Below are 20,823 nucleotides of genomic sequence, written 5' to 3' on the forward strand. Positions count from 1 at the left end.
ACGCTTCTGCGATCGGCGTGAAATCGACTTTGCCCATAAATCCGGCTGCGACCGTTCCGGCAATCAAACCGACCAAGATCGACACAGCGCGCATAAAGCCGCGGGAGAATTTATACAGGAAAATGATAAAGCCCAATGTCCCGAAAGCCAAGGCGATATTGGACAGCGAACCAAAATCCGCCGCGCCTTGCCCGCCCCCCATATTATTGATGGCGACCGGAATGAGCGTGATACCGATGATGGTGACGACTGAACCAGTGACGACCGGCGGGAAAAAGCGGACGAGGCTGCCGAAAAATCCGGAAACGACAATGACGAATAGGCCAGAAACGAGAATCGACCCATAAATCGCCGAAATGCCATATTGGCCGCCAATGGCAATCATCGGGCCGACCGCCGTGAATGTACAGCCAAGCACGACCGGCAAGCCGATGCCGAAAAAGCGGGAATTGAACACTTGCAGCAGCGTCGCAACGCCGCACAGCAAAATATCAATCGAAACGAGGTACGTCAATTGCTCCGGCGTCAACCCGAGCGCTGCCCCGACAATCAAGGGAACGAGAATCGCTCCCGCATACATTGCCAGGACATGTTGAAGGCCGAGTGCCGCTTCTCCGAAGGCTTTCTTCATCAATTCGGCACCTCCCCGTAAAACTCCACGTGTCCTGGTTCCATCCATTTAATATTCGCCAATGTTTCCACGCGGATGCCTTTATCGCGCAGTAATTTCCCGCCTGGCTGGAATCCTTTTTCAATGACGATGCCGATGCCTGCACATTCCGCCCCAGACTGCTCGACGATATCGAGCAAGCCGAGTGCTGCTTGGCCATTCGCCAGGAAATCATCAATGATCATCACGACGTCGTCTTTCCCGAGAAAATCACGGGACACGGAGATATCGTTTGTTTCATTCTTAGTAAAGGAATGGACAGGAGCTGTATACAAACCATCCGTCAAGGTCAGCGATTTACGCTTTCTCGCAAAGACGACCGGCACACCGAGCAATAGCCCGGTCATGACTGCAGGCGCGATGCCTGACGATTCGATTGTCAAAATCTTTGTGACTCCCGCTGCTTTAAAACGGGAAGCGAACTCTTCCCCGATCGCTTGCATCAAGGCCGGGTCGATTTGATGGTTCAAAAATGAATCAACTTTCAATACGGCTTCGGACAAAACCCGTCCATCCGCTAGAATTTTTTCTTCCAACTGCTTCATGTTTTCCGCTCCTTTTCCCGCATCCTCCGCAAAAAAGCCCGGAGGACGCGCATCCATTCATAACCATGAGTGGAGCAAGGTCCTCCGGGCTTTCCCGAAAGGAAACGCAAAAGGAAGCCGCCTGTCGAAATAGGCGGTTTCTTTTCGTTCCATTGCTTCTCATAGTCAGTCCGTTTACGGCGGACCGGTAGAAACTTGCGGGCCATATCCCCGCTATTATATGAGTGAATATTCTTTTGAATGGACTTATTATAGCATGTCCAAATGGCCTTTCAAGAGCCGCATTAATTAAAAAACTATTCAGAATCCGCAAAGCTTTCGCTAGCCTCACGCAGATGCTTGTTCAGTTCAGCGCGGATTTGGTCCAAAATCGGCTCACTGTGCTGCTGTGCCAGATTGAAGTTCACATAGACAGCACGGTTTTTTGCGCATAAGCGCCCTTCTTGGTACAGTTCCTCGTACAACTCGAGGCTGCTGTTGCCAATGCGCTCGACCCAAGTATGGACTTCCGCGTCTTTTCCGAAATACACTTGCCCGGTGAATTCAAGTGTCGTTTTGACGATGACCATTTTCCACTTGGAGAAATCGTGGTCTGGCGTAAATAATTCAAACAGCGGGTTGCGGCCGGCTTCGAACCAGACCGGCAAACTCGTGTTGTTGATATGGCCGACCGCATCGGTCTCAGAGACACGCGGCGTAATTGTCGTTTTGTACATGCCTACACCCCTTCATTTTTCGGAATTGAAAAAAGCGCCTCCCGAAGAGACGCCTTTGTTTATTTGCGCTTTTTGGTCGCGCGGCCCAGGATGAATGCTCCGGCAAGCGCCCCGATGGCGATATTGTTCTTTTTCGTAAACACTTGCTTGAATACGAGATTCAAGTTTTGAGGACGCTCTGCCAGGCGGCGCATGAAATAGGCGTACCAGTCATCGCCGAATGGCACGTATGTGCAGAAGTTATAGCCTTTATTCGCTAACTCGCGCTGCAATTCTTTGCGGAAGCCGTAAAGCATCTGGAATTCAAATTTATCGTATGAAATATCATGTTCTTTGATGAAAGCTTCGACATGATTGATGATGTTGTGGTCGTGTGTCGCAATCGACGTGAATTTGCCGTTCAGCAAATGGTACTCGATCAATTTGATGAAGTTTTCATCGATTTCTTCGCGCGTCTGGTAAGCAACATCTGCCGGCTCTTTGTAAGCGCCTTTGACGATGCGAAGGCGGAAGTCTTTATGTTCCTGCAGATCGTCCATGGCACGGAAGAAATACGCTTGTATGACCGTTCCGATATTATCATAGTCTTTCGAAAGCGCATTCAAAAGATCGTACGACGGCTGGACATGTCCGTAATCTTCCATATCGATATTGATGTGCATATGGTAGTTATGGGCAAGTGCGACAATGTCTTTCAAGTTTTCCAGGCAGAAATCATAATCGATATCCAAGCCGAGCTGGGTCGGTTTCAAGGAAATATGGGCATCGACTTTATTCTTATGGATCGCTTCGATCATATCCATGATATTCTCTTTCGCTTCGAGCGCTGCTTCCTTTTCGAAAACGAACTCACCCAGGTTGTCGACCGTCGCGCTGATTCCCTGCGCATTCAAACTGCGGATACTTTTAATGGTCTCTTCGATATTGGTCCCGGCCACTACGGTTTGGGCACCCAATTTCAAGCCGTACTTTTTGGCCGCAGCCGTAAGGAGACGGTTTTGAGACAAGCCGATAAACACATCTTTTAACATTGATTTCCCTCCTGATACCATTCAACTGCGTTGATTTCAACAGTCCCAAAAAGGCCATGCCTCGAACGTTGTCAACTTCCTTCATTGTAGTCGTTTTCTTACCACTATGCATCATAATTTTTTAACAGTTTGCAGTGTTTGAAATACTTTTTTAAAACCAGGTCAAAAAATGGACAAAAGTGCCGAAACCGCTGGGGATTCCGACACTTTGGGCGATCATTTATTCAACTGCCAGAACGAATAATTCAACCCGAGCGCAAACGCCACCCAGGCGATATACGGCACCATCAACACTCCGGCCAGCTGATCGACTTGATAGAATTCATACGCCGCCCAAATGACTGCACCGAGAAGCGCTGCCATTTCGGCGAGCGCCGTCCCCCGCAGCCCCCATTTAAAGAACAAAAACGACCAGAGGAAATTCAAGCCGAGCTGAAGTTCATACGGGGCCAGAACCTGCCGCTCCCGCCCGAGTGGTTTGGCTGTTTCTTGCGCGCGGTATTTGGCGACGCCCATCATTTTGTACAACGCTGTCCAGACAACCGGAAAAACCCAGCCCGGCGGCGCAAATGAAGGGTTTTTCAGCCGCTCGTATTGCTCACGGGTGCCTCTATTGGCGAGCGCTCCGACAATCGACCCGCCAACGACTGGGACCAGTATGCTTGCGGCCAGATTTTTCACGTGTATGCGTCCATTGACTGATGCGACTTCCATGATGTTCTCCTCCTTTTTCTAATAGCCTCGCCCTTCTCGCCGTTTATCGACTTTGTACGTGAACTCCAATTCTACCGTGGTCTCGGGCTGGATCCGCACGACGAATTCCACTTTCGAACTGCTTTTCCGTTCATAATCGTGGCTGGACGATTCCATTTCCCAGATGGGTTCAACTATCACATGTTCGACCAGTAAACGGATGCTTTCCGTCTTTTCATTTTCAAGTTTGTACACATAAGTGATGTATTCATGGACGCCATGCTTTTCACGCAATTTTTCATGGCTGTCACTCGTGATGTCCGTCGCTTTTCCGATATGGACGCGCAGGTTTTTCCCAGACGCTATGTGTTCGATTCGATCTTCGCCGGTGAAAAACACTTCACCTGAATCTCCGGATTCGTATACTTTCACCACGCCCTCCGGAAGCGGCATGCCGAGCCCGTTTTCGCTCGTGTTGGGAAATTCGAGTTGGATATCTGCATGTGTATCGCCTGACCTCACTTGATAAGCCCGTTTGAATTGTGCTCCGTGCGCCGAGAATAGCGATAATTGCTTAAGCTGTTCGTTCATGACGGTGACTGGCCGGTTGATCCGGTAGACAAGACGGTCCGGCAAGGTTTCCGCTGTAATCAAGGACTCTTGCATGCGCGAATACAAAATCGGCGAATCGCCATTATTCATCTCCTGTTCCCGATGTACATCACCAGCCACCAAAGCAAGCTCTGCCTTTTCGTAATGTGCGCCGCTATGGTTCAAAATCTTCACCCAGCCGTCAAATTGGAACCCGTCGTCTTTGATCTCCAATGTGTAATGGGCATGCCATTCCAGGCTTTTCGTCAAATACGATACCCTGATTTCCTGGTCCACCGTTGCTGGCGCTATTTTCCACACCAGTGCGGGCTTCAGCAATAAGCCTTCCGGCAATTCCGGCAGAATCAGTTCCCCGGCCGGATCGATGACGATTTCTTTCGTATCGGCCCGTTCGCCGATAATGCATTCCGACACGCTGAGCAGGCGCATCTCCAGCTCTTCCCCAGTTTCATTGTTGCGCACATGGACATGGCGGTTGATATAGCGTTCCAATAATTTCCCTTTGCTGACCAGGTCATAATCGTAATTCTGCTCCAGGACATCGAGCCCTTTCACAATGATTGAATCCGTCTCCACCCGTTCGGCAACATCCAAAAATTGCACTTCTTCCACTAGGCCGTCCGATTTCAAATAACGCATCTCCCGCACAAGCGCAAATCCCCCGTTATACGCCGCCACTGATAAATGTTTTTGCTCGCTTCGTGTAGACTGCAGTTTCATGGCAACCGCTCCTTTTTGAATCGATTATTCATTCAGCCTGTTCATTTCTTTCACCTTAGCACATCCGGCATGGAAGCGACTATTAATAATTGAATATTCAGTCACTAAAATCAAAGAAAAACCCACTCCGGAAATCATCTTCCGAAATGGGTTTTCAAATAAGCGATGGTTTCAATTCGCGCTTTGTCTGTCAGCGGCGATTTCCTTTCATGGATCAATTCCCCGTAAAGCAATTCCCCCAGAAAACGGACCTCGCCTTCAACTGCCGTTCCCGTTTCTGCATCGACCACTTTCAATTGAATATAGAGGGATTGGCCTTGTTCGACATAATCCACAATTTGCACGCTGGCTGTCATCAGAACAATCCGAGCGCTTGGCCGTCTTCCGCCACATCCATATTGAGTGCAGCCGGCGATTTTGGCAGGCCTGGCATGGTCATGATATCCCCGGTCAGGCAGACGATGAACCCTGCGCCAAGTTTCGGGATCAATTCGCGGATCGTCACCGTGAAGCCTTCCGGGCGCCCGAGCAATTTCGGCTGATCCGACAAAGAATATTGCGTTTTCGCCATGCAGATCGGCAACGCGTCCCAACCGTATTTTTTCAGTTCGGCCAATTGCTTCTGCGCTTTATCCGTCAACTGGACATCCGCACCGCCATAAACTTTCTGAACGATAGTCCGCAGCTTTTCTTCGACGGCATCTTCTTCTGCATACAGATAGGTGAACTCAGCGCCTTTGTCGAGTTGGCGTCTGACCAGTGCCGCAAGGTCAAGCCCGCCAGCTCCGCCTTTGCCCCATACTTCCGTCAGCGCAATCGCGACTTCTTCCGCTTTCGCCCAGTCCATCACTTGCGCGAGTTCCGCATCGCTATCGCCCGTGAAGCGATTGAGTGCTACGACCGGCTCGATGCCAAACTGGCGGATCGTCTCCACGTGTTTAGCCAAATTGACGATGCCGCGGCGCACTGCATCCGCGTCTTCTGCGCCGAGCTCTTTCTTATCCACGCCGCCGTGCATTTTCAGCGCACGCACCGTCGCAACGATGACGACCGCATCCGGATGGAAGCCGCCTTTGCGTGATTTGATGTGCATGAATTTTTCAGCGCCAAGGTCCGCGCCGAAGCCTGCTTCTGTGACCACTACATCAGCCAGGCTTCTCGCCGTGTTCGTCGCCATCAAGGAATTGCAGCCATGCGCGATGTTTGCAAACGGGCCGCCGTGAATGATCGCGGGCGTTCCTTCGATCGTCTGCACCAAATTGGGCTTGAATGCCTCTTTCAAGAGCAGCGCGAGTGCACCTTGTGCTTCCAAATCTCTCACTGTGACGGGCTCGCGGTCATACGTATAGCCGATGACCATGCGGGCCAAGCGTTCTTTCAAGTCTTCCCGAGAAGTGGCGAGGCACAGCACCGCCATGATTTCCGATGCGACCGTAATATCGAAGCCATCTTCACGCGGCACGCCTTGCGCAGGGCCGCCGAGACCAATCGTCACGTGGCGCAGCGCCCGGTCGTTCATGTCCAATGCACGCTTCCATGTAATGCGGCGTGGATCGATGCGAAGCGCATTCCCCTGGTGCAAATGGTTGTCAATTAATGCAGCGAGCGCATTGTTTGCCGACGTGATGGCGTGAATATCGCCTGTAAAATGAAGATTGATGTCTTCCATCGGCAATACTTGTGCAAAGCCGCCGCCTGTCGCGCCGCCTTTGACACCCATCACCGGTCCGAGAGAAGGTTCGCGAAGCGCCACCATGACCGACTCGCCGCTTTGTTTCAATGCATCTGCAAGTCCCACTGTCACCGTTGATTTTCCTTCGCCTGCCGGTGTCGGGCTGATTGCCGTCACGAGCACAACTTTCCCGTCCTTCGTGGTTTTCGGCAATTGGTTCACATCGATTTTCGCTTTGTATTTTCCGTATAATTCCAAAGCGTCTTCCGCAATCCCAGCTTGCTGTGCAATTTCCTGGATCGGCCGGATAGCCGCTTCTTTTGCAATCGTCAAATCGGTCATCGCCATGCATAGTCCCAACTTTCAATTTTTCTTCCCATTATAAACGGGATGCCGGAAAACACAAGCCTGCCAGCGTCCACAAATCCCCTCAGCCAATTTAAAAAAACGCACCCGCCATTGGGTGCGTTTGGTCAGAAGCGCATTTCTTCGATGAACAAAAGTTCCGGGAAATCCGCTTCAATATGGTCTTGCAACTCATACTCTTCCAGCAAATCATAGAAGCCTTCATCGTCCAGTTTTAGAAAACGCGGAGAATCCGGTTCATCGTAATGATTGAATTCCACGATGTATTTTTTCCGGCTATTACGGGAAATGCTATAGACTTTGAAGCTCTCGTATTCCACTGCCTCGCCAATCTGCTGGCACGCCAGAATCGTCTCTGGGTCCATCTTTTCCAGATGCATATAGAGAAAAGCTTCTGAGCGCGGCTGTTCTGCAGAAATCGCCGCCATCTTATCGCTATGCCGATTGATGAACCGCTCTGACAACGCCTGATGGAACGACAGCGTTTCCCATTCCACTTGTCCTTTGTGCTTTTCGATAAACCGTTCTGTCAATTTTTGTCCACGCGTTACAGCGAGTCAGTCGACTTTATCGGCGTGGCGGCCAATTAATGTCATCGGCAATTCCTGCTGGTCGCTGAGCGTCTGCCAATCGACTTGGTCCTGGTGCTTCTCGATGAACATCGGCGATAAGCGTTTAGCGGATACGAGCTTCCAGTATTCCCGTTCATCAAAAGGCTGGCCATGCGCTTCCAAGGCTTTCAACTGCTTTGGGGATAGCTTGCCTTCTTCGGGCTTCCATTTTTCAGGGACTGAAAATTCCTCTAGAAAGCGCTCTGATACTTGCTGATGGCGGAGGATTTCATCCCAGTAAAGAAAGCCGCTGTATTGACGGATAAACTCTTCAGAAAGTGGTTGATGCTTGGAAACCAGCTGCCAATGGAGATTACGCGCATTATCAACGAGAAACTTTTCCGATAACTGCTCTTTTTCGCTGATTTTCTTCCATGCAACCGAACGCTTGCTTTCTATTCCTTTTTCTTCCATTAATTGTTCAAGGGTGTCAAACATGAAAACCACTCTTTCCTAAAAGTATTATGTACCATACTACCACGCCCGCACGCATAGTGAAAAAAACCCGCCCACCGGATTTTCCGGTGCACGGGCTGGTTTTGGTATATGGCTTATTTTTGCTGGTTCTGTGTATCGTTCATCCGGTTCTGTTCGTCGAGGTTTCTGGCACTGTCCTTAAAAGCCTGTTGTTCTTCACGCAACTCTTGTTCGCGGCGCTCTTCTTCCAGTCTTTCTTTGTTCTTGTCTCTTGCCATGTAGATCCCTCCTTATGTCTTATCCCTCGTATTCCCGTTCTCCATAAGCTCAAACAGGAAATCTGCTTGCTGAAAAAAGTCCTCGCGGAGCGTATACTGAAACTAAAATATGGGGGGATAATGGCTATGGCACAGACCATCCGCTGGGCTTACGCCGAGCAATATGGATTCCGCTTGCTTCTCGCTAAAAGCGACAAGGGGCTCTGTTATGTCGGTTCGCCGGGCGAAGGCCTTGCTGAAATGCAGCAGCATTGCGCAAAACGATTTCCAAGCGCCGACTTCGTCCAAGACCCACAAGCGCTAAAAGAATATCAATATGCAATCGAAGCTTGGCTTGCAGGTTCCCGCGAAACATCTCCGTTGCCTCTTGATATCGCAGGCACTGAATTTCAACGTTCCATCTGGATAGCCTTGCAGGAAATTCCATACGGCCACACCATTTCTTACTCCGAACTGGCTGAACACATCGGCAAACCGAAAGCTGTCCGAGCAGCCGCTTCTGCAGTGGGCGCAAACCCTTTGCTCCTGTTCATCCCCTGCCACCGGGTCATCCGGAAAAGCGGCAATGTGACAGGCTTCCGAGGTGGTATGGAACTGAAACATCATTTGTTGGAAACGGAAAGAAAATAAATAAGTAAAAGCAGTTATCCGACTTGATGGATAACTGCTTTTACTTTTGCGCTGGCACAATGCCATGGAGAATGAAATCGGTATAAAGTTCTGCCAACTCACCAGTCGCCAGTTCACCCCCCGGCTGAAACCATTGATAGCTCCAATTAGTTACGCCGAGCACGGCGAAAGCGATCATCTTCGGGTTCAACTCTTTGCGGAACTCGCCGCTTTCAATCCCTGCCAGCAGGACCGATTCGATCTGTTCACGGAATTGTGCCCGTTTTGCACGGATCGTCTTGGCGTTTTCTTCTTTTAAATGACGGAGTTCGCGGAAATAGACATTGGCAATGGGCCCTTGCTTTTCCATGTCGCCGATCAACAAACGGACGATCGCTGCCAGCTTGTCCTTCGCCGGCGCCGCCTCCTGTAGGATCATTTTTTGCCTCACGAGCAATTCATCGATGTATTGCTGGTGAATGTCCATCAACAATGCGTCTTTGCTTTTGTAATGATAGTAGAAAGAGCCTTTTGTCACGCCGAGCGCATCAACAATATCCTGTATCGACGTTGCGCTATAGCCTTTGTCGACAAATAGCGCAATACTCTGTTGCATAATTTCCCTTTTCAACACTTGTCACTGCCTTTCCGGACCCCGGATTCCTTGTTCCTCCATTATAACATGGCTGCTTCGTCGAATTAGTTTCTGGAGCGGCCAAAAAGGCCGGATCCTCAGCGCGAGGTCCGGCCTTTCGCCATCATTCAGTTGGTTTTTGGACAATCGCCACCGTGCAGCGTGACACGCAAATGAGCCGCTCTTCTTCATCCAAGATTTTAATATCCCAAATCATCGTCGTACGCCCTTTATGAAGCGGCGTGCCAATGGCTGTCACGACGCCATCTTTTTTTCCACGTATGTGGTTGGCGTTGATTTCCAGCCCGACCGCAATTTCGTTTTGCTGGTCAATCGCATGCCAGGTTCCAAAACTTGCCACCGTCTCTGCGAGAACCACTGACGCCCCGCCGTGTAATAGGCCGAATGGCTGGTGCGTCGCTGCATGCACAGGCATCGTCGCGACAATCCGTTCAGCAGACTGCTCCGTCAGCTCGATGCCGAGCACGCCCATGATCGTTTCTTCCACAGGCTTCATCTTCACCATATTTGCCCCTCTTTTCTCATCGCCCATTCAAGACGATAGTTCTCGATATTGTTCGCGCAGCAGGAATTTCTGGATCTTTCCGCTGGCATTGCGCGGCAGTTCCTCAACAAAACGGTACGAGCGCGGGCGTTTGTAGCGCGCGAGATTTTCGTGATTGACACAGTATTCTTCCAAATCCTGCTCAGTCAATGATGGGTCTTTCGAGACGACAAAAGCCAACACCGATTCGCCCCATTTCTCGTCCGGGACGCCAAGCACTGCGACATCCTGTACTTTGTCATGGCCATGGAGCGCATCTTCCACTTCGCGCGGATAGATATTCTCTCCACCGCTGATAATCATATCATCGACACGGTCAGCGACGTATAAATACCCTTGATCATCCATATAGCCCAAATCGCTCGAATGATACCAGCCTTTATACAGCGCCTTTTCTGTCGCGTCTTCGCGTTGGAAATATCCTGCCATCATGCTCGGCCCGCGCACGATGATTTCTCCGACTTCAAAAGGCGCAAGCACCTCTTCCGGTTCTGACGGGCCGTCTTCATTCGGCCGGACGACGCGGATTTCGTGATTATAGGCAGGTTGTCCGGCAGAGCCTGCTTTCGCCAACTGGTCCTCTTCCGATAAAAAAGTGATGGCCGGCCCCATTTCCGTCTGCCCATAAGCTTGAATCAAATCGATGCCAAGCACCTCTTTGACACGTTTTACAAGCACAGGTGCCATCGGGGCTGCGCCGTAAAGACCGCGCGTCAAGCTCTTTACTTTCTGCTGCGCGCCGTCGATTTCGGCAATCATGCTCCACATCGTCGGCACCGCGAACATCACCGTCACTCGTTCTTTCTCGATCGTATCTAGCGCCAAAAACGGGTCGAATTGATGCATGATGATACTCGATGCCCCCGCCTGGACGCGTGGAATGATATTGCAATGCAACTCTGCGCAATGGAACATCGGCGCGGCGACCAAACCAACATCATTCTTTGTCGTTTTGAGCATGGCGATGCACATCATGCTCTGTTCGGCCATGCTGCGGTGGCGGTGGATGACGCCTTTCGGGCGGCCAGTCGTTCCGCTCGTATACATAATCGCATATGTATCCGATTCATCCAACTCCACACCCGGATCTTCGGCTGAAGCCGCCGCAACTTGTTCATGATAATTTTTCGCAAATGACGGCGTCTTGTCGTCGATTGTCCAGAATTGCACTGCCGGAAACTGCGGTGCAATGGTCTGTACAACGCCTTCTAGCACTGCTTCGAACAGCACCACTTCAGGCTTGGCATCTTCTAAGATGAACGCCAGTTCTTCCGCTTTCAGGCGGAAGTTGATCGGGTTGAAGATTGCGCCGATTTTTGCACAGGCAAATAATGCAGTCGCCAACTCTTGATTATTGAAAAGATACGTGGAAACGCGGTCCCCTTTAGCGACACCAGCTGCCGTTAGCGCATTCGCCAAGCGATGCACGTCGTCCCGCCACTGCGCATACGTCCAGCGCTTATTTCTTCTTAAATCGACAAACGCTTCACGTTCCGGGTGCAGGGAAACCGTATGGTCAAATATACTTCCGAGTGTCGCATACATTATTTTTTCCTCCCTCTACTGAATGGTGATTCACCAACAAACTACTTCCATAATGTCAGATTAGAATAAATATTTCAACAATTGTTTTAGGAATAGCTTGTTATGACCCACATCTAATAGACTAGAAGAAATTTTTACCATTATTATTTTTATAGGCAAAATAAAACTGTAAATTAAGCCTTTAGATTTTTGTAACACAAATGTAATATAAAACTTATTGCCTATATTCGTGAAACTGAATACACTTAAAGAAAATTGCATACGCAAGTTATGTTGCGGATACCAAAAGGGGAATGAGCATGAAGAAGCTGATCGGCATGGCAATCACGGCAGGAGTCCTATCCTTGGCACTCGGGGCTGCAGATACAGAAGCAAGTTCGTACAAAATCAAACCAGGCGACACATTATGGAAAGTAGCTTCAAGCAACGATGTATCTGTTGCCAACTTGAAAACATGGAATCGCCTGAGCACGGATGCCATCTATCCAAACCAAGTGCTGCGCTTGACCTCACCAGCTGCAGCGAGCACTCCGGCGCCATCCGCCCCGGCCGCACCAGCTGCCGCCAAGACTAGCACTTATACCGTCAAAGCCGGTGATACACTTTATAAAGTTGCGAAAGCACACGCCACATCGGTCACAAAAATCCAGCAATTGAACAATTTGAGCACTTCCACGATCCACGTCGGCCAGAAGCTAAAAGTTAGCGGTACGGCATCAGCCGTCATTGCATCGCCTTCACCGGCTCCCGCTGCACCGCCAGCACAAGCCAATACGACTACATACCGTGTTGTCTCAGGCGACACGCTCAGCAAGATTTCCAGAAGCTACAAGGTATCCGTTGCGCAATTGATGAGCTGGAATAATTTGAGCACAAGCAATATCCACGTTGGCCAAGTGCTGAAAATCCAAGGAGGCGCGACTCCTGTTCCTTCGCCTGTTCAAGTTTCCAATCCGGCTGCTTCTTCAAAAGCCGGGCAAGTGCTCTCCATCGCACGCACGCAGCTCGGAGTTCCTTATGCATGGGGCGGCACTACTTCAAGCGGCTTCGACTGCAGCGGCTATTTGTACTATGTCTACAACCGCGCAGGCATCACGATCCCGCGCACGAACACGATCGGCTATTACGCAAGTTCATTTACAGTCAGCTCTCCGCAACCTGGAGACTTGGTATTCTTCAAAAATACGTACCGCCCAGGGATTTCCCACGTCGGTATCTACGTCGGTAACAATAGCTTCATCCATGCCGGCGGGGACCGCGTCCAAATCACCAGCCTCAACGACAGTTATTGGGGCAAGCATTTCGACAGCTACAAACGACTTAACGCCATGAAATAATGCAGTATATAAAAAAAAAAGCTCCGGAATTTTCCGGAGCTTTTTTGCGTGTTGATGCAAGTATTTTTGTTTTTTCTATCTTTCTCCCATTGCTTGTGCGATTTTTTGCGCCAGGTCTTTGCCGTTTTGGATGCAAGCGCCGATGCCGACCCCGTAATAGGAAGAGCCGGCCAGATAGACGCCCGGATAGCCACCAGCTAGACGCGCTTCAAGCGACATGACTGCCGTTTTATGGCCCATATGGTAATTTGGCATGAGCTCATTCCACGGCGTGATTTCAACGACAGCAGGCTGTTCCTCGATCCCCAGGCTTTTCTGGATATCCACTTTCGCTATAGCCGCGACCTGTTCCTCGGAGCTGTTTCGCAGTTCAGCGAATAGCGGGTTTGTGCTCTTATAGAACAAACGCACCAACAATTTTTGCTGCGCCGAGGTATGCGGCCATTTGCGGCTCGTCCAAGTGCAGGCATTGCACGCCAGGTCGCTGCCTTCCGACACGATAAAGCCGGTGCCATCCGCCGGCAATTGTTCGTCTGGCAAGTCGTATCCCAGATACACGCTGATCAACGACGAGTTAATCAATTGGCCAAATTCCTCATCAAGCGTGTCGTCTTTCACTAATGCTTGGGCTTGTTGGTGCGGAATCGCCAACACGATGAAATCCGCCTCGCTCGATGTGCCGTCTGAAAAGCCCAACTTATAGCGCCCGTCCTGTTTCTCCAACGAGCTCGTCTCGACGCCTTTTCGGACGAGAGCCGTTTCCATCTGTTCTTCGAGGCGGTCGATCAAAGCCGCCATCCCTCCGTCGAATGAAATGAATTTCTTGTTCGCCGCACCTTGGAAGGTTTCCTTATGCGCTTCGAACCCTTTGATGATGCTGCCGTAGTCATTTTTATAACCGATTAAATACGGCAAGGTGGAAGCTAAGGTCAATTCTCGCAACGAACCCGAATAGACGCCCGATAAGACAGGCGCAATCTGGCGGTCCACTAATTCTTTGCCGAGAAACGCTTCCAGAAATTCCCCTATTGAGCTGTCTTTCGTAAAACGGTCGTTTGCGGTCTCAAAATCTTGCATCGCCCGCTCTTTTCCCTGCTGTGACACGAGCGTCGAACTAAACAACGCTTCGCGGTCCATCGGGATGCCGAATACTGTATTTTTTGGGATGGCATGCAATTGATTGTCAGTATACAAATAAGAAATGCCGGTCCCATTGTAGACCATCTGTTCTTCGAGCCCAAGCTCTTCAACGAGCGGCAATACGCTGGCATGTCTCGCGACGATGGAATCCGCGCCCACTTCCATCGTAAAGCCATCTTTTTTCACTGTGCGAATTTTGCCGCCCAGTTCTTCCTGTTTTTCAACCAGTTCCAATTCCAACTCTAGCCCGTGCTGCTTTTTCATCCGCTCTAAATAATGCATGGCAGAAAGGCCTGTAATCCCTCCGCCAATGACCACGGCTTTCTTCATCCGAATCACTCCTTGCTTATATATCAAACTAAAGAAATCTAAATTATAAAAAGACGAACTATGTTAATGGTGTCTAAATGGAGCAAAACCGCGGAGAAACCCTTACTGCTCAATAATGCTGCGCATTACATCGCAAAGGATTGACCTCGCAAGCTTCGGCCAACACCTTTCCCGCGGGAAAGCGAGACAGGCAAGACCCCGCAAGGCGCAAAGCGACTGAGGAGGCTTGGCGCTCGCCCGCAGGAAATGAATAAGCGAGGAAAAGCGGAGCTTATTCATTTGCGATGCTCGAGCTTAGCGAGAGTTGAGCAAAGCTTTTTCGTAGCGGTTTTGCGGAATGTTATGAAGTCGTATCATCAACTTATATAGTAATTATTTTATCAAGAAACCAGTATTTCTACAGAGGTCAATATGTCATTTTCAACACGATTTTCGCCATTCGTGGTAGGATTTAACCGAAAGCATTTAAAGGATAGGAGAGGTTCAACTTGATGAATCCGATTGATCAATTGATCGTGGAAAGAAGATCGATCAAAAAATTCAAACCAGACGCTGTCGATGTCGAAGAAATTATCGACTTGCTGAATATCGCCAAATGGGCACCTAACCATAAAGTGAACGAACCTTGGCGCTTCCAACTCTATGCCGGCGCCGGCAAAGAAAAATTCGTCCAGGCATTCCTCGATTCGATGAAAACACCGGACGGCGACATTCCGCAAAAAGTACTCAATAAAGCCCAGTATTTCCGTGACATCCCACTCCACTTGGTCGCCATCATGCCGGTCGACCCGCGCCAACGACGCTTCGATGAAGATTACGGCGCACTTAGTTCCATGCTGCAAAATTTCCAATTGGCTGCTTGGCAACGTGGCATCGGCATGATCTGGCGTTCGAACGACTGGATTTACAACCCCGTCTTCCGTGAAGCCATCGGGGTCCAACCAGGCGAAAAAATCGTCGCGACCATGATGATGGGCTACCCTGCCCACGTACCGGAAAAACAAGCCCGCACCGACATTCGCGAAAAGCTGGAAATCATCGATCAATAACGAAGAAAAAGAGCATCAAGGCTGATGCTCTTTTTTATTTCAAAACAGATAAAGCACCCACTGCGCCCGAATACTCGCCGTTATCCGGGAACAACGGCGTCGAGCCACGCAGAATAGTGTAGCTTGTGACAACTTCTTTCAAAAGGGCATTGTCGCTGAATGAAGACCCGATATAGACAATCGTCGAGCTGCGGCATTGGCGCGCTGCATGAACACTGACTGTGCTGACCGTTTCACCGACCAATCCGATGACTGTCGCAAGCAACTCTTCTTTCGACAATTCATGTGAAATGGAGAACAGGTCTTGCCCAAAATTACTGGCAGTCAACTCACCCGAAATCGGCGGCTCTTTGCCCTCATAGATATGTTTCACTTTCAAATCGATGCGTTCACGCGATCCGCGCTTCGCGTGTTCAACGATCTCATCGAAGCTGGTGATCCCCGTCAGCAAATGGCTGAGGCCAATCAGCGTGCCGCCCCCGATTCCGGTACCGCCGAGACGCTCCTGCGTATTGTCCTGCACGCAGTGGATTGACGTGCCGGTTCCGACATTGGTGACCAGATAAGCTTCCTCGTGAAGCCCCATGCGTTCAAGCAAGACTTGGACGCCCAAATGAGTCGCTTCAAATTCCACCATTTCCTGGACGGATTTCTCCAGCAGCGACGCAAGCACACCTGATTTACCGCCGGTCAAACATACTTCACTAGCCGAAAGCCCGTTGATCCACTCCGCTACCAAACCGATTTCAGCAATCGGGTATTTCGCAAAATGAATCGGCCCCCCGTCGGTATAGGCCACCTTGATCAGTGTCCCGCCCGCATCTATTCCGACTTTCATCTATCTGCACCTTCTCTTCTTAAAAGCACTTTTACTGCCTTACATAGTTTTTAACATATGGGGAAATTCTAACATATTCGCGCAGCGAGCGGGAGGAGTTTGCCCCGTTCCACTTTGCACTTTAAAAGTTTTTCATTTTTAGGATTAACCTCTAGAAAATATGGGAATAGAATCTTCAGCAAACCGTTTAATAACTCGTACTGAATTTTCTTTGCTTCTGCAAGGAAGATTTTGTGGGAGGTGATTAAATGGGGAAGATCCAGGGAATACCGAAATTGCTCGAATATCTGGAGCAGCGAAGTTGCCCCATGACAGAAGAGCAGATTCAGCAGCTCCTGTCGGAACGAACAATTCCGCATGCCCGGCCTTATGGCGATATGATCCTGTTCGACGAAAACCACATTGAGTGGTGGATTGAAGAGCAGCGGAAAACGGATAAATCAGTGACGGATTAAATGCAAGAAAACCCCCAGACTTTGTGTCTGGGGGTTTTTGAATGGTTTCAGTTACCGGTCCAATCCATTAGCATAGGAATTGCTGAGGATCTTGAACAATTGTTCAAATTTATTGAGGATGTCGAGCGCCAATAAACCATTGCCTTCCGCGGTTTTCGGATAACCCAGTGGAATCGTGCGCCGCACAAGCTGCGCATACAATTCCGCCTCTGTCAGCTCCCGGTCGAAGTCACGCTCGGAAATATTGCGGATCAGGGCTAAGGCTCCTGACACATGCGGCGTCGCCATCGAAGTGCCGGACAGACTGGCATATTTTCCTTCCAAGTAAGTCGAATAGATATTGATGCCCGGTGCCACCAGATCGATCTCGTTATTGGTATTGCTGAACGGGGCGATGCGCCGGTCGAAATCGACAGCGCCGACTTGAATGACTTCGCCATACGCACCAGGGTAGGCGAACTCATCGGTATCATGCGCATCGTCTCCTTCATTGCCAGCTGCACAGATGACCGGAATCCCGGCATCGACCGCCCGTTTCACGGCTTCATACAATTCAGGGTGGTCTTCAGGGCCGCCGAGTGACATCGAAATGACCGTTGTCTTTTGCCCTTCCGGACCGCGCCAATCGATGGCATAATGAATGCCTCCAATGATGCCTTCATAGCTCCCGCTGCCTTCTTTATCGAGTACTTTGACAACGAGCAGATCAGCAAGCGGCGCTACGCCGACTACACCTTCCTCGTCTCTTAAGGAAGCGGCGATCGTCCCGGCAACGTGGGTGCCATGCCCGTTATAATCCTCGAATCGTTCTGGGTCCCCTCCGTCATCATGTGTGAAGTTTCGTCCACCCACAATCCGCGCCTCCAGATCGGGGTGATCGGTCTGACAGCCTGTATCCAGTACGGCGACCACGTTGCCTTTGCCGTGTTCGGCGTTCCCCCACACTTCAGGAGCCTGGATCATCCGTACGCCTTCCGGGATGCGCGGCGGTGCGGCCGTCACTTGTTCGACGCGGTATGGAATCAAATGAATATTTTTCATCGAAAATTCCTCCTTCAGATCGTTTCCTTCATTCTACCTGACTGCAGCAACTAAAATCAAACATTTGTTCGCATTTCGAATTGGAAAGTTGTTCTTATTAGTTTCAAGAAAGAGACAGGAATTTCCTGCTTATTGAAGAACACAAGAAAGATACCGAATAACGAGGAGACCAAAAACAATGACGACATGGCTATTGTACGGAGCGACAGGCTATACTGGAAAATTGATCGCACAACAAGCAGTCGAACGTGGATTGCGGCCGATTTTGGCTGGGCGCAGCAAAGAAAAAGTTCAGCCACTTGCCGAAGAACTTGGTTTGGAATTCCGCATTTTCGAATTGAATAATCAAACAGCCCGGCATTTGGAGGGGATCGGTCTCGTGCTGCACTGTGCTGGCCCATTCGAAAAAACCAGCAAGCCGATGATTCACGCCTGCTTGGAAGCCGGTGCCCATTATCTCGATATTACTGGGGAGATCAGTGTGTTCGAACATACCCACTCTTTGCACGAAGCAGCGCAAAAGAAAAATATCATTTTATGTTCTGGAGTGGGCTTCGATGTCATCCCTACTGATTGCACTGCATTAAAGCTAAAAAAAGCGTTGCCCGATGCTGTCGAGCTCGCACTCGGCTTCGATTCGGATTCCGGCATCTCGCCAGGCACGATGAAAACGATGGTCGAAGGGCTTGGTGGAGGCAATATCATCCGTAAAGACGGGCAGCTCACTACTGTCGCGATCGGCAAGCACCAGCGGATGATCGATTTCGGGCGCGGCCGGAAATCCGCCATGGCGATTCCCTGGGGTGATGTGGCTACTGCTTACTACACCACCGGTATTCCCAATATCACGGCGTGGATTCCGACACCGAAACCGGCTGCTAAAGTGGCACGGCTCATGAATGTGGCGAGTCCCCTGCTGTCTTCTGAAAAAGTGAAAAAGCCTTTGATGAACTGGATCAACCGGCGCGTCAAAGGCCCAAACGAGAAAGAACGCGCCGGCAGTGCTGCTTACATTTGGGGACAAGCCAAAAACGCGGACGGTGTCATCAAGACATGCCGAATCGATACCGCAAACGTCTATGACCTGACCGTTTACGGTGCACTCGAAGTGACACAGCGCTTACTGTCAGGCGACTATCCAGGCGGCAGTTGGACCCCCGCCGCATTGTTCGGGCCAGATTTGCTTGAAAGTCTGCCCGGGTCGGTACGCTTTGAAATCGACAGCTTTTATCCGGGAACCGCCCACTAGATCTACCCAAAACAAAAAGGCTGACGCTATGTCAGCCTTTTAATAATTGCATGCGTTTATTGAACAAAGTTGGATAGGACAAGTATCCGAGGAAAACGCTCGTTACTGCAGCGGTTGTCAGTAGCAAGAACATAATGAGCAACTGGAATTGCACCGCTTGTATCGGGTCTGCGCCCGCGATGATCTGCCCGCTCATCATGCCCGGCAATTGGACGAGTCCGACCGTCTTCTGGCTCTCGATTGTCGGGATCATGCTCGCCTTGATCGAGTTGATCAATTGACGGTGAATGGCCTGCTTCGGCGTTCCGCCAAGCGACAGGATCAATTCCGTCTGGTCCTGATGGTCTTCGACTTCTGCCGTGAAACGATTCAAGAACAGGATCGACAGGACCATCGAGTTGCCGATGACCATGCCGCTGATCGGGATGATGTATTGTGCTGTAGCTGGCGTGATGTTGAAGCCGATCAGAATTCCTTGCGTCAACACTTCCACAAAGATTAATGTAACGGCAATCTTCCAAGTAATCCCCTGGATGGCTGCGCCTTTTTTCTGCGCGTTGTGGGTTGCCGCAACGATCATCAGCGCGACCATCAAGAAGATGTAGAGCAAACTTTCGGAGTCGAAGACGAATTTCAAGACATACCCAACAGCGAGCAGCTGGATGATTGAGCGGATTGTTGCGACCGTCATATCGCGGCCCAGCCCTAAATTCAATGTTTTCGATAGTAAAAGGGGAATGAGGACAAAAATGAGCGTCAGCGATAAAGCCCAATAACTCATGACACCACCCCTTTCACAAATTCATTAACGCGCTGATTCTGCGGATCTTCAAGCAGCGAACTCTCGCCGGTTTCCACCACTTGGCCGTCCATCATGACCCATGTGTAATCACCGATTTCGAGTGCCTGCTGAAGATTATGGGTGATCCAAATGATTGTCGTGCCATATTTCCGGTTGATTTTGCTGATCAACTCCTCCACTTCGAGCTTTGAAGCGCGGTCGAGCGAAGAAGTGATTTCGTCCATCAATAAAATTTCTGGCTTGTTGACAAGCGTTCTCGCGATGGAAACTTTCTGGCGTTGCCCGCCTGACAGCTCTTTCACTTTACGGTCCAGCAAATCACCTTTCAAGCCGACATCTTCGAGCAATTCAACAGCCTGTTCTTTAGCCAATTGCTGCCCTTGCAATTCCAAAGGCAAATTCAAGTTTTCGTATACAGTGCCGCTGATCATCGGCGCGCTCTGCAACGCCATCCCGACCATCCGGCGCAATTCCACCGGATCGTATTCGCCGATTGCTTTATCCTTTACGAAAATTTCTCCATTTGCCGGAGAAATAAGGCCATTGCATAATTTCAGCAGCGTCGACTTCCCGGCGCCAGAAGGCCCTACTAGAGTGGTGATACGGCCTTGTGGAAACGAACCGGTAATATCGTTCAAGATTTCTAAATCTCCAATGCGATAATCCACGTGCTGAAAGTGGATCGCAGGTTTATACTGGGTGCTCATGCCCACACCTCCCAAATTCTCAAGTTTCTTATTTATAATTATTCTAATGTAGATATCATAGCACAACTTTATAGCTCAACCAAGTAATTGAGAAAAACTATTTTTAATTGAGAATACATATCAATTAATACGTTTTCAAAGCATCTATAAACGATAATTATTATCATTAAAACCTTAAAAATCACAAGATA

Annotated in this window: 24 protein-coding genes and 1 riboswitch; of the genes, 5 read left to right on the forward strand and 19 right to left on the reverse strand. The window is 49.9% G+C overall.

The genetic code is table 11. The annotated features are described in order from the left end of the window. The 11 genes from ON064_RS10345 to ON064_RS10395 form a co-directional block, all read right to left on the reverse strand. A partial coding sequence (locus tag ON064_RS10345) for a solute carrier family 23 protein (RefSeq protein ID WP_274624695.1) occupies window positions 1-631 on the reverse strand: 631 nt, incomplete at its 3' end. Further along, window positions 631-1,215, reverse strand: a complete 585-nt coding sequence (locus ON064_RS10350) for a xanthine phosphoribosyltransferase (protein WP_274624696.1) — start codon at window positions 1,213-1,215, stop codon at window positions 631-633. The genes ON064_RS10350 and ON064_RS10345, both read right to left, overlap by 1 nt. Before the next feature lie 142 nt (window positions 1,216-1,357). After that, window positions 1,358-1,459: riboswitch (purine riboswitch) on the reverse strand. Between the two features lie 52 nt (window positions 1,460-1,511). Beyond that, a complete protein-coding gene (locus tag ON064_RS10355; RefSeq protein ID WP_274624697.1) occupies window positions 1,512-1,931 on the reverse strand; it encodes an acyl-CoA thioesterase in 420 nt (139 codons plus the stop codon). 59 nt (window positions 1,932-1,990) lie between these two features. Beyond that, complete coding sequence (locus ON064_RS10360; RefSeq protein WP_274624698.1) at window positions 1,991-2,962, reverse strand: proline dehydrogenase family protein; 972 nt, start codon at window positions 2,960-2,962, stop codon at window positions 1,991-1,993. Window positions 2,963-3,178: 216 nt separating this feature from the next. Continuing rightward, window positions 3,179-3,676 carry a TspO/MBR family protein gene (locus tag ON064_RS10365; RefSeq protein WP_274624699.1) on the reverse strand — a complete coding sequence of 166 codons (498 nt, stop codon included), beginning with the start codon at window positions 3,674-3,676 and terminating at the stop codon, window positions 3,179-3,181. A gap of 18 nt (window positions 3,677-3,694) precedes the next feature. Continuing rightward, window positions 3,695-4,987: a DUF4139 domain-containing protein gene (locus ON064_RS10370; RefSeq protein WP_274624700.1), complete on the reverse strand. Its 1,293-nt coding sequence runs from the start codon at window positions 4,985-4,987 to the stop codon at window positions 3,695-3,697. A 134-nt stretch (window positions 4,988-5,121) separates the two neighbouring features. Continuing rightward, window positions 5,122-5,343: a hypothetical protein gene (locus ON064_RS10375; RefSeq protein ID WP_274624701.1), complete on the reverse strand. Its 222-nt coding sequence runs from the start codon at window positions 5,341-5,343 to the stop codon at window positions 5,122-5,124. Then, on the reverse strand, window positions 5,343-7,007 hold the full coding sequence (locus ON064_RS10380) for a formate--tetrahydrofolate ligase (protein ID WP_274624702.1): 1,665 nt from the start codon (window positions 7,005-7,007) through the stop codon (window positions 5,343-5,345). The genes ON064_RS10375 and ON064_RS10380 overlap by 1 nt, the downstream gene beginning before the upstream one ends. A 125-nt stretch (window positions 7,008-7,132) precedes the next feature. Beyond that, entirely contained in the window at window positions 7,133-7,558 is a 426-nt protein-coding gene (locus tag ON064_RS10385) for a hypothetical protein (RefSeq protein ID WP_274624703.1), read from the reverse strand. Window positions 7,559-7,582: 24 nt separating this feature from the next. Next, window positions 7,583-8,074, reverse strand: a complete 492-nt coding sequence (locus ON064_RS10390) for a hypothetical protein (RefSeq protein ID WP_274624704.1) — start codon at window positions 8,072-8,074, stop codon at window positions 7,583-7,585. A gap of 113 nt (window positions 8,075-8,187) precedes the next feature. Then, entirely contained in the window at window positions 8,188-8,331 is a 144-nt protein-coding gene (locus tag ON064_RS10395; RefSeq protein WP_157073521.1) for a hypothetical protein, read from the reverse strand. A gap of 126 nt (window positions 8,332-8,457) precedes the next feature. On the opposite strand from ON064_RS10395, the gene ON064_RS10400 reads away from it, so the two are divergent. Then, complete coding sequence (locus tag ON064_RS10400; RefSeq protein WP_274624705.1) at window positions 8,458-8,961, forward strand: methylated-DNA--[protein]-cysteine S-methyltransferase; 504 nt, start codon at window positions 8,458-8,460, stop codon at window positions 8,959-8,961. Between the two features lie 40 nt (window positions 8,962-9,001). On the opposite strand, the gene ON064_RS10405 is transcribed toward ON064_RS10400, so the two are convergent. From ON064_RS10405 to ON064_RS10415, 3 genes are all read right to left on the reverse strand, one after another. After that, entirely contained in the window at window positions 9,002-9,556 is a 555-nt protein-coding gene (locus ON064_RS10405) for a TetR/AcrR family transcriptional regulator (protein WP_274624706.1), read from the reverse strand. A 142-nt stretch (window positions 9,557-9,698) separates the two neighbouring features. Then, window positions 9,699-10,100 (reverse strand): hotdog fold thioesterase, encoded by a 402-nt coding sequence (locus tag ON064_RS10410; RefSeq protein WP_274624707.1) that lies wholly within the window; start codon window positions 10,098-10,100, stop codon window positions 9,699-9,701. Between the two features lie 27 nt (window positions 10,101-10,127). Continuing rightward, a complete protein-coding gene (locus ON064_RS10415; protein ID WP_274624708.1) occupies window positions 10,128-11,684 on the reverse strand; it encodes a fatty acid--CoA ligase in 1,557 nt (518 codons plus the stop codon). Window positions 11,685-11,983: 299 nt separating this feature from the next. Between ON064_RS10415 and ON064_RS10420 the strand changes: the two genes are divergently transcribed. After that, complete coding sequence (locus tag ON064_RS10420; protein ID WP_274624709.1) at window positions 11,984-13,021, forward strand: C40 family peptidase; 1,038 nt, start codon at window positions 11,984-11,986, stop codon at window positions 13,019-13,021. A 75-nt stretch (window positions 13,022-13,096) separates the two neighbouring features. Here ON064_RS10420 and ON064_RS10425 read toward each other — a convergent pair whose 3' ends face one another. Further along, window positions 13,097-14,491 carry a protoporphyrinogen oxidase gene (locus tag ON064_RS10425; protein WP_274624710.1) on the reverse strand — a complete coding sequence of 465 codons (1,395 nt, stop codon included), beginning with the start codon at window positions 14,489-14,491 and terminating at the stop codon, window positions 13,097-13,099. Between the two features lie 491 nt (window positions 14,492-14,982). Here ON064_RS10425 and ON064_RS10430 point away from each other — a divergent pair, with 491 nt between their 5' ends. Beyond that, complete coding sequence (locus ON064_RS10430) at window positions 14,983-15,540, forward strand: nitroreductase family protein (protein ID WP_274624716.1); 558 nt, start codon at window positions 14,983-14,985, stop codon at window positions 15,538-15,540. 34 nt (window positions 15,541-15,574) lie between these two features. On the opposite strand, the gene coaW is transcribed toward ON064_RS10430, so the two are convergent. Then, on the reverse strand, window positions 15,575-16,378 hold the full coding sequence (gene coaW / locus ON064_RS10435; protein WP_274624711.1) for a type II pantothenate kinase: 804 nt from the start codon (window positions 16,376-16,378) through the stop codon (window positions 15,575-15,577). A 248-nt stretch (window positions 16,379-16,626) separates the two neighbouring features. Here coaW and ON064_RS10440 point away from each other — a divergent pair, with 248 nt between their 5' ends. Next, on the forward strand, window positions 16,627-16,833 hold the full coding sequence (locus ON064_RS10440; protein ID WP_274624712.1) for a hypothetical protein: 207 nt from the start codon (window positions 16,627-16,629) through the stop codon (window positions 16,831-16,833). 51 nt (window positions 16,834-16,884) lie between these two features. On the opposite strand, the gene ON064_RS10445 is transcribed toward ON064_RS10440, so the two are convergent. Further along, window positions 16,885-17,874 (reverse strand): S8 family peptidase, encoded by a 990-nt coding sequence (locus tag ON064_RS10445; protein WP_274624713.1) that lies wholly within the window; start codon window positions 17,872-17,874, stop codon window positions 16,885-16,887. Window positions 17,875-18,052: 178 nt separating this feature from the next. On the opposite strand from ON064_RS10445, the gene ON064_RS10450 reads away from it, so the two are divergent. Further along, window positions 18,053-19,123: a saccharopine dehydrogenase family protein gene (locus tag ON064_RS10450; protein ID WP_274624714.1), complete on the forward strand. Its 1,071-nt coding sequence runs from the start codon at window positions 18,053-18,055 to the stop codon at window positions 19,121-19,123. Between the two features lie 31 nt (window positions 19,124-19,154). Here the strand turns inward: ON064_RS10450 and ON064_RS10455 are convergent, their stop codons facing one another. Then, window positions 19,155-19,904, reverse strand: a complete 750-nt coding sequence (locus tag ON064_RS10455; RefSeq protein WP_112232851.1) for an ABC transporter permease — start codon at window positions 19,902-19,904, stop codon at window positions 19,155-19,157. Further along, entirely contained in the window at window positions 19,901-20,632 is a 732-nt protein-coding gene (locus ON064_RS10460; RefSeq protein ID WP_274624715.1) for an ABC transporter ATP-binding protein, read from the reverse strand. Before ON064_RS10460 ends, ON064_RS10455 begins: the two co-directional genes overlap by 4 nt. Window positions 20,633-20,823 lie beyond the last annotated feature (191 nt).

The organism is Planococcus sp. A6 (assembly GCF_028823615.1).
In the GTDB taxonomy this organism is placed as follows: domain Bacteria; phylum Bacillota; class Bacilli; order Bacillales_A; family Planococcaceae; genus Planococcus.

What these genes read in the sequence shown, in the direction of transcription:
- ON064_RS10350 (WP_274624696.1), bottom strand. Translation starts at nt 1,215, where the DNA reads ATGAAGCAGTTGGAAGAAAAAATTCTAGCGGATGGACGGGTTTTGTCC.
- ON064_RS10440 (WP_274624712.1), top strand. Translation starts at nt 16,627, where the DNA reads ATGGGGAAGATCCAGGGAATACCGAAATTGCTCGAATATCTGGAGCAG.
- ON064_RS10355 (WP_274624697.1), bottom strand. Translation starts at nt 1,931, where the DNA reads ATGTACAAAACGACAATTACGCCGCGTGTCTCTGAGACCGATGCGGTC.
- ON064_RS10365 (WP_274624699.1), bottom strand. Translation starts at nt 3,676, where the DNA reads ATGGAAGTCGCATCAGTCAATGGACGCATACACGTGAAAAATCTGGCC.
- ON064_RS10370 (WP_274624700.1), bottom strand. Translation starts at nt 4,987, where the DNA reads ATGAAACTGCAGTCTACACGAAGCGAGCAAAAACATTTATCAGTGGCG.
- ON064_RS10425 (WP_274624710.1), bottom strand. Translation starts at nt 14,491, where the DNA reads ATGAAGAAAGCCGTGGTCATTGGCGGAGGGATTACAGGCCTTTCTGCC.
- ON064_RS10400 (WP_274624705.1), top strand. Translation starts at nt 8,458, where the DNA reads ATGGCACAGACCATCCGCTGGGCTTACGCCGAGCAATATGGATTCCGC.
- ON064_RS10395 (WP_157073521.1), bottom strand. Translation starts at nt 8,331, where the DNA reads ATGGCAAGAGACAAGAACAAAGAAAGACTGGAAGAAGAGCGCCGCGAA.
- ON064_RS10390 (WP_274624704.1), bottom strand. Translation starts at nt 8,074, where the DNA reads ATGTTTGACACCCTTGAACAATTAATGGAAGAAAAAGGAATAGAAAGC.
- ON064_RS10415 (WP_274624708.1), bottom strand. Translation starts at nt 11,684, where the DNA reads ATGTATGCGACACTCGGAAGTATATTTGACCATACGGTTTCCCTGCAC.
- ON064_RS10430 (WP_274624716.1), top strand. Translation starts at nt 14,983, where the DNA reads ATGAATCCGATTGATCAATTGATCGTGGAAAGAAGATCGATCAAAAAA.
- ON064_RS10420 (WP_274624709.1), top strand. Translation starts at nt 11,984, where the DNA reads ATGAAGAAGCTGATCGGCATGGCAATCACGGCAGGAGTCCTATCCTTG.
- ON064_RS10445 (WP_274624713.1), bottom strand. Translation starts at nt 17,874, where the DNA reads ATGAAAAATATTCATTTGATTCCATACCGCGTCGAACAAGTGACGGCC.
- ON064_RS10405 (WP_274624706.1), bottom strand. Translation starts at nt 9,556, where the DNA reads ATGCAACAGAGTATTGCGCTATTTGTCGACAAAGGCTATAGCGCAACG.
- ON064_RS10460 (WP_274624715.1), bottom strand. Translation starts at nt 20,632, where the DNA reads ATGAGCACCCAGTATAAACCTGCGATCCACTTTCAGCACGTGGATTAT.
- ON064_RS10455 (WP_112232851.1), bottom strand. Translation starts at nt 19,904, where the DNA reads ATGAGTTATTGGGCTTTATCGCTGACGCTCATTTTTGTCCTCATTCCC.
- ON064_RS10450 (WP_274624714.1), top strand. Translation starts at nt 18,053, where the DNA reads ATGACGACATGGCTATTGTACGGAGCGACAGGCTATACTGGAAAATTG.
- coaW (WP_274624711.1), bottom strand. Translation starts at nt 16,378, where the DNA reads ATGAAAGTCGGAATAGATGCGGGCGGGACACTGATCAAGGTGGCCTAT.
- ON064_RS10380 (WP_274624702.1), bottom strand. Translation starts at nt 7,007, where the DNA reads ATGGCGATGACCGATTTGACGATTGCAAAAGAAGCGGCTATCCGGCCG.
- ON064_RS10360 (WP_274624698.1), bottom strand. Translation starts at nt 2,962, where the DNA reads ATGTTAAAAGATGTGTTTATCGGCTTGTCTCAAAACCGTCTCCTTACG.
- ON064_RS10410 (WP_274624707.1), bottom strand. Translation starts at nt 10,100, where the DNA reads ATGGTGAAGATGAAGCCTGTGGAAGAAACGATCATGGGCGTGCTCGGC.
- ON064_RS10375 (WP_274624701.1), bottom strand. Translation starts at nt 5,343, where the DNA reads ATGACAGCCAGCGTGCAAATTGTGGATTATGTCGAACAAGGCCAATCC.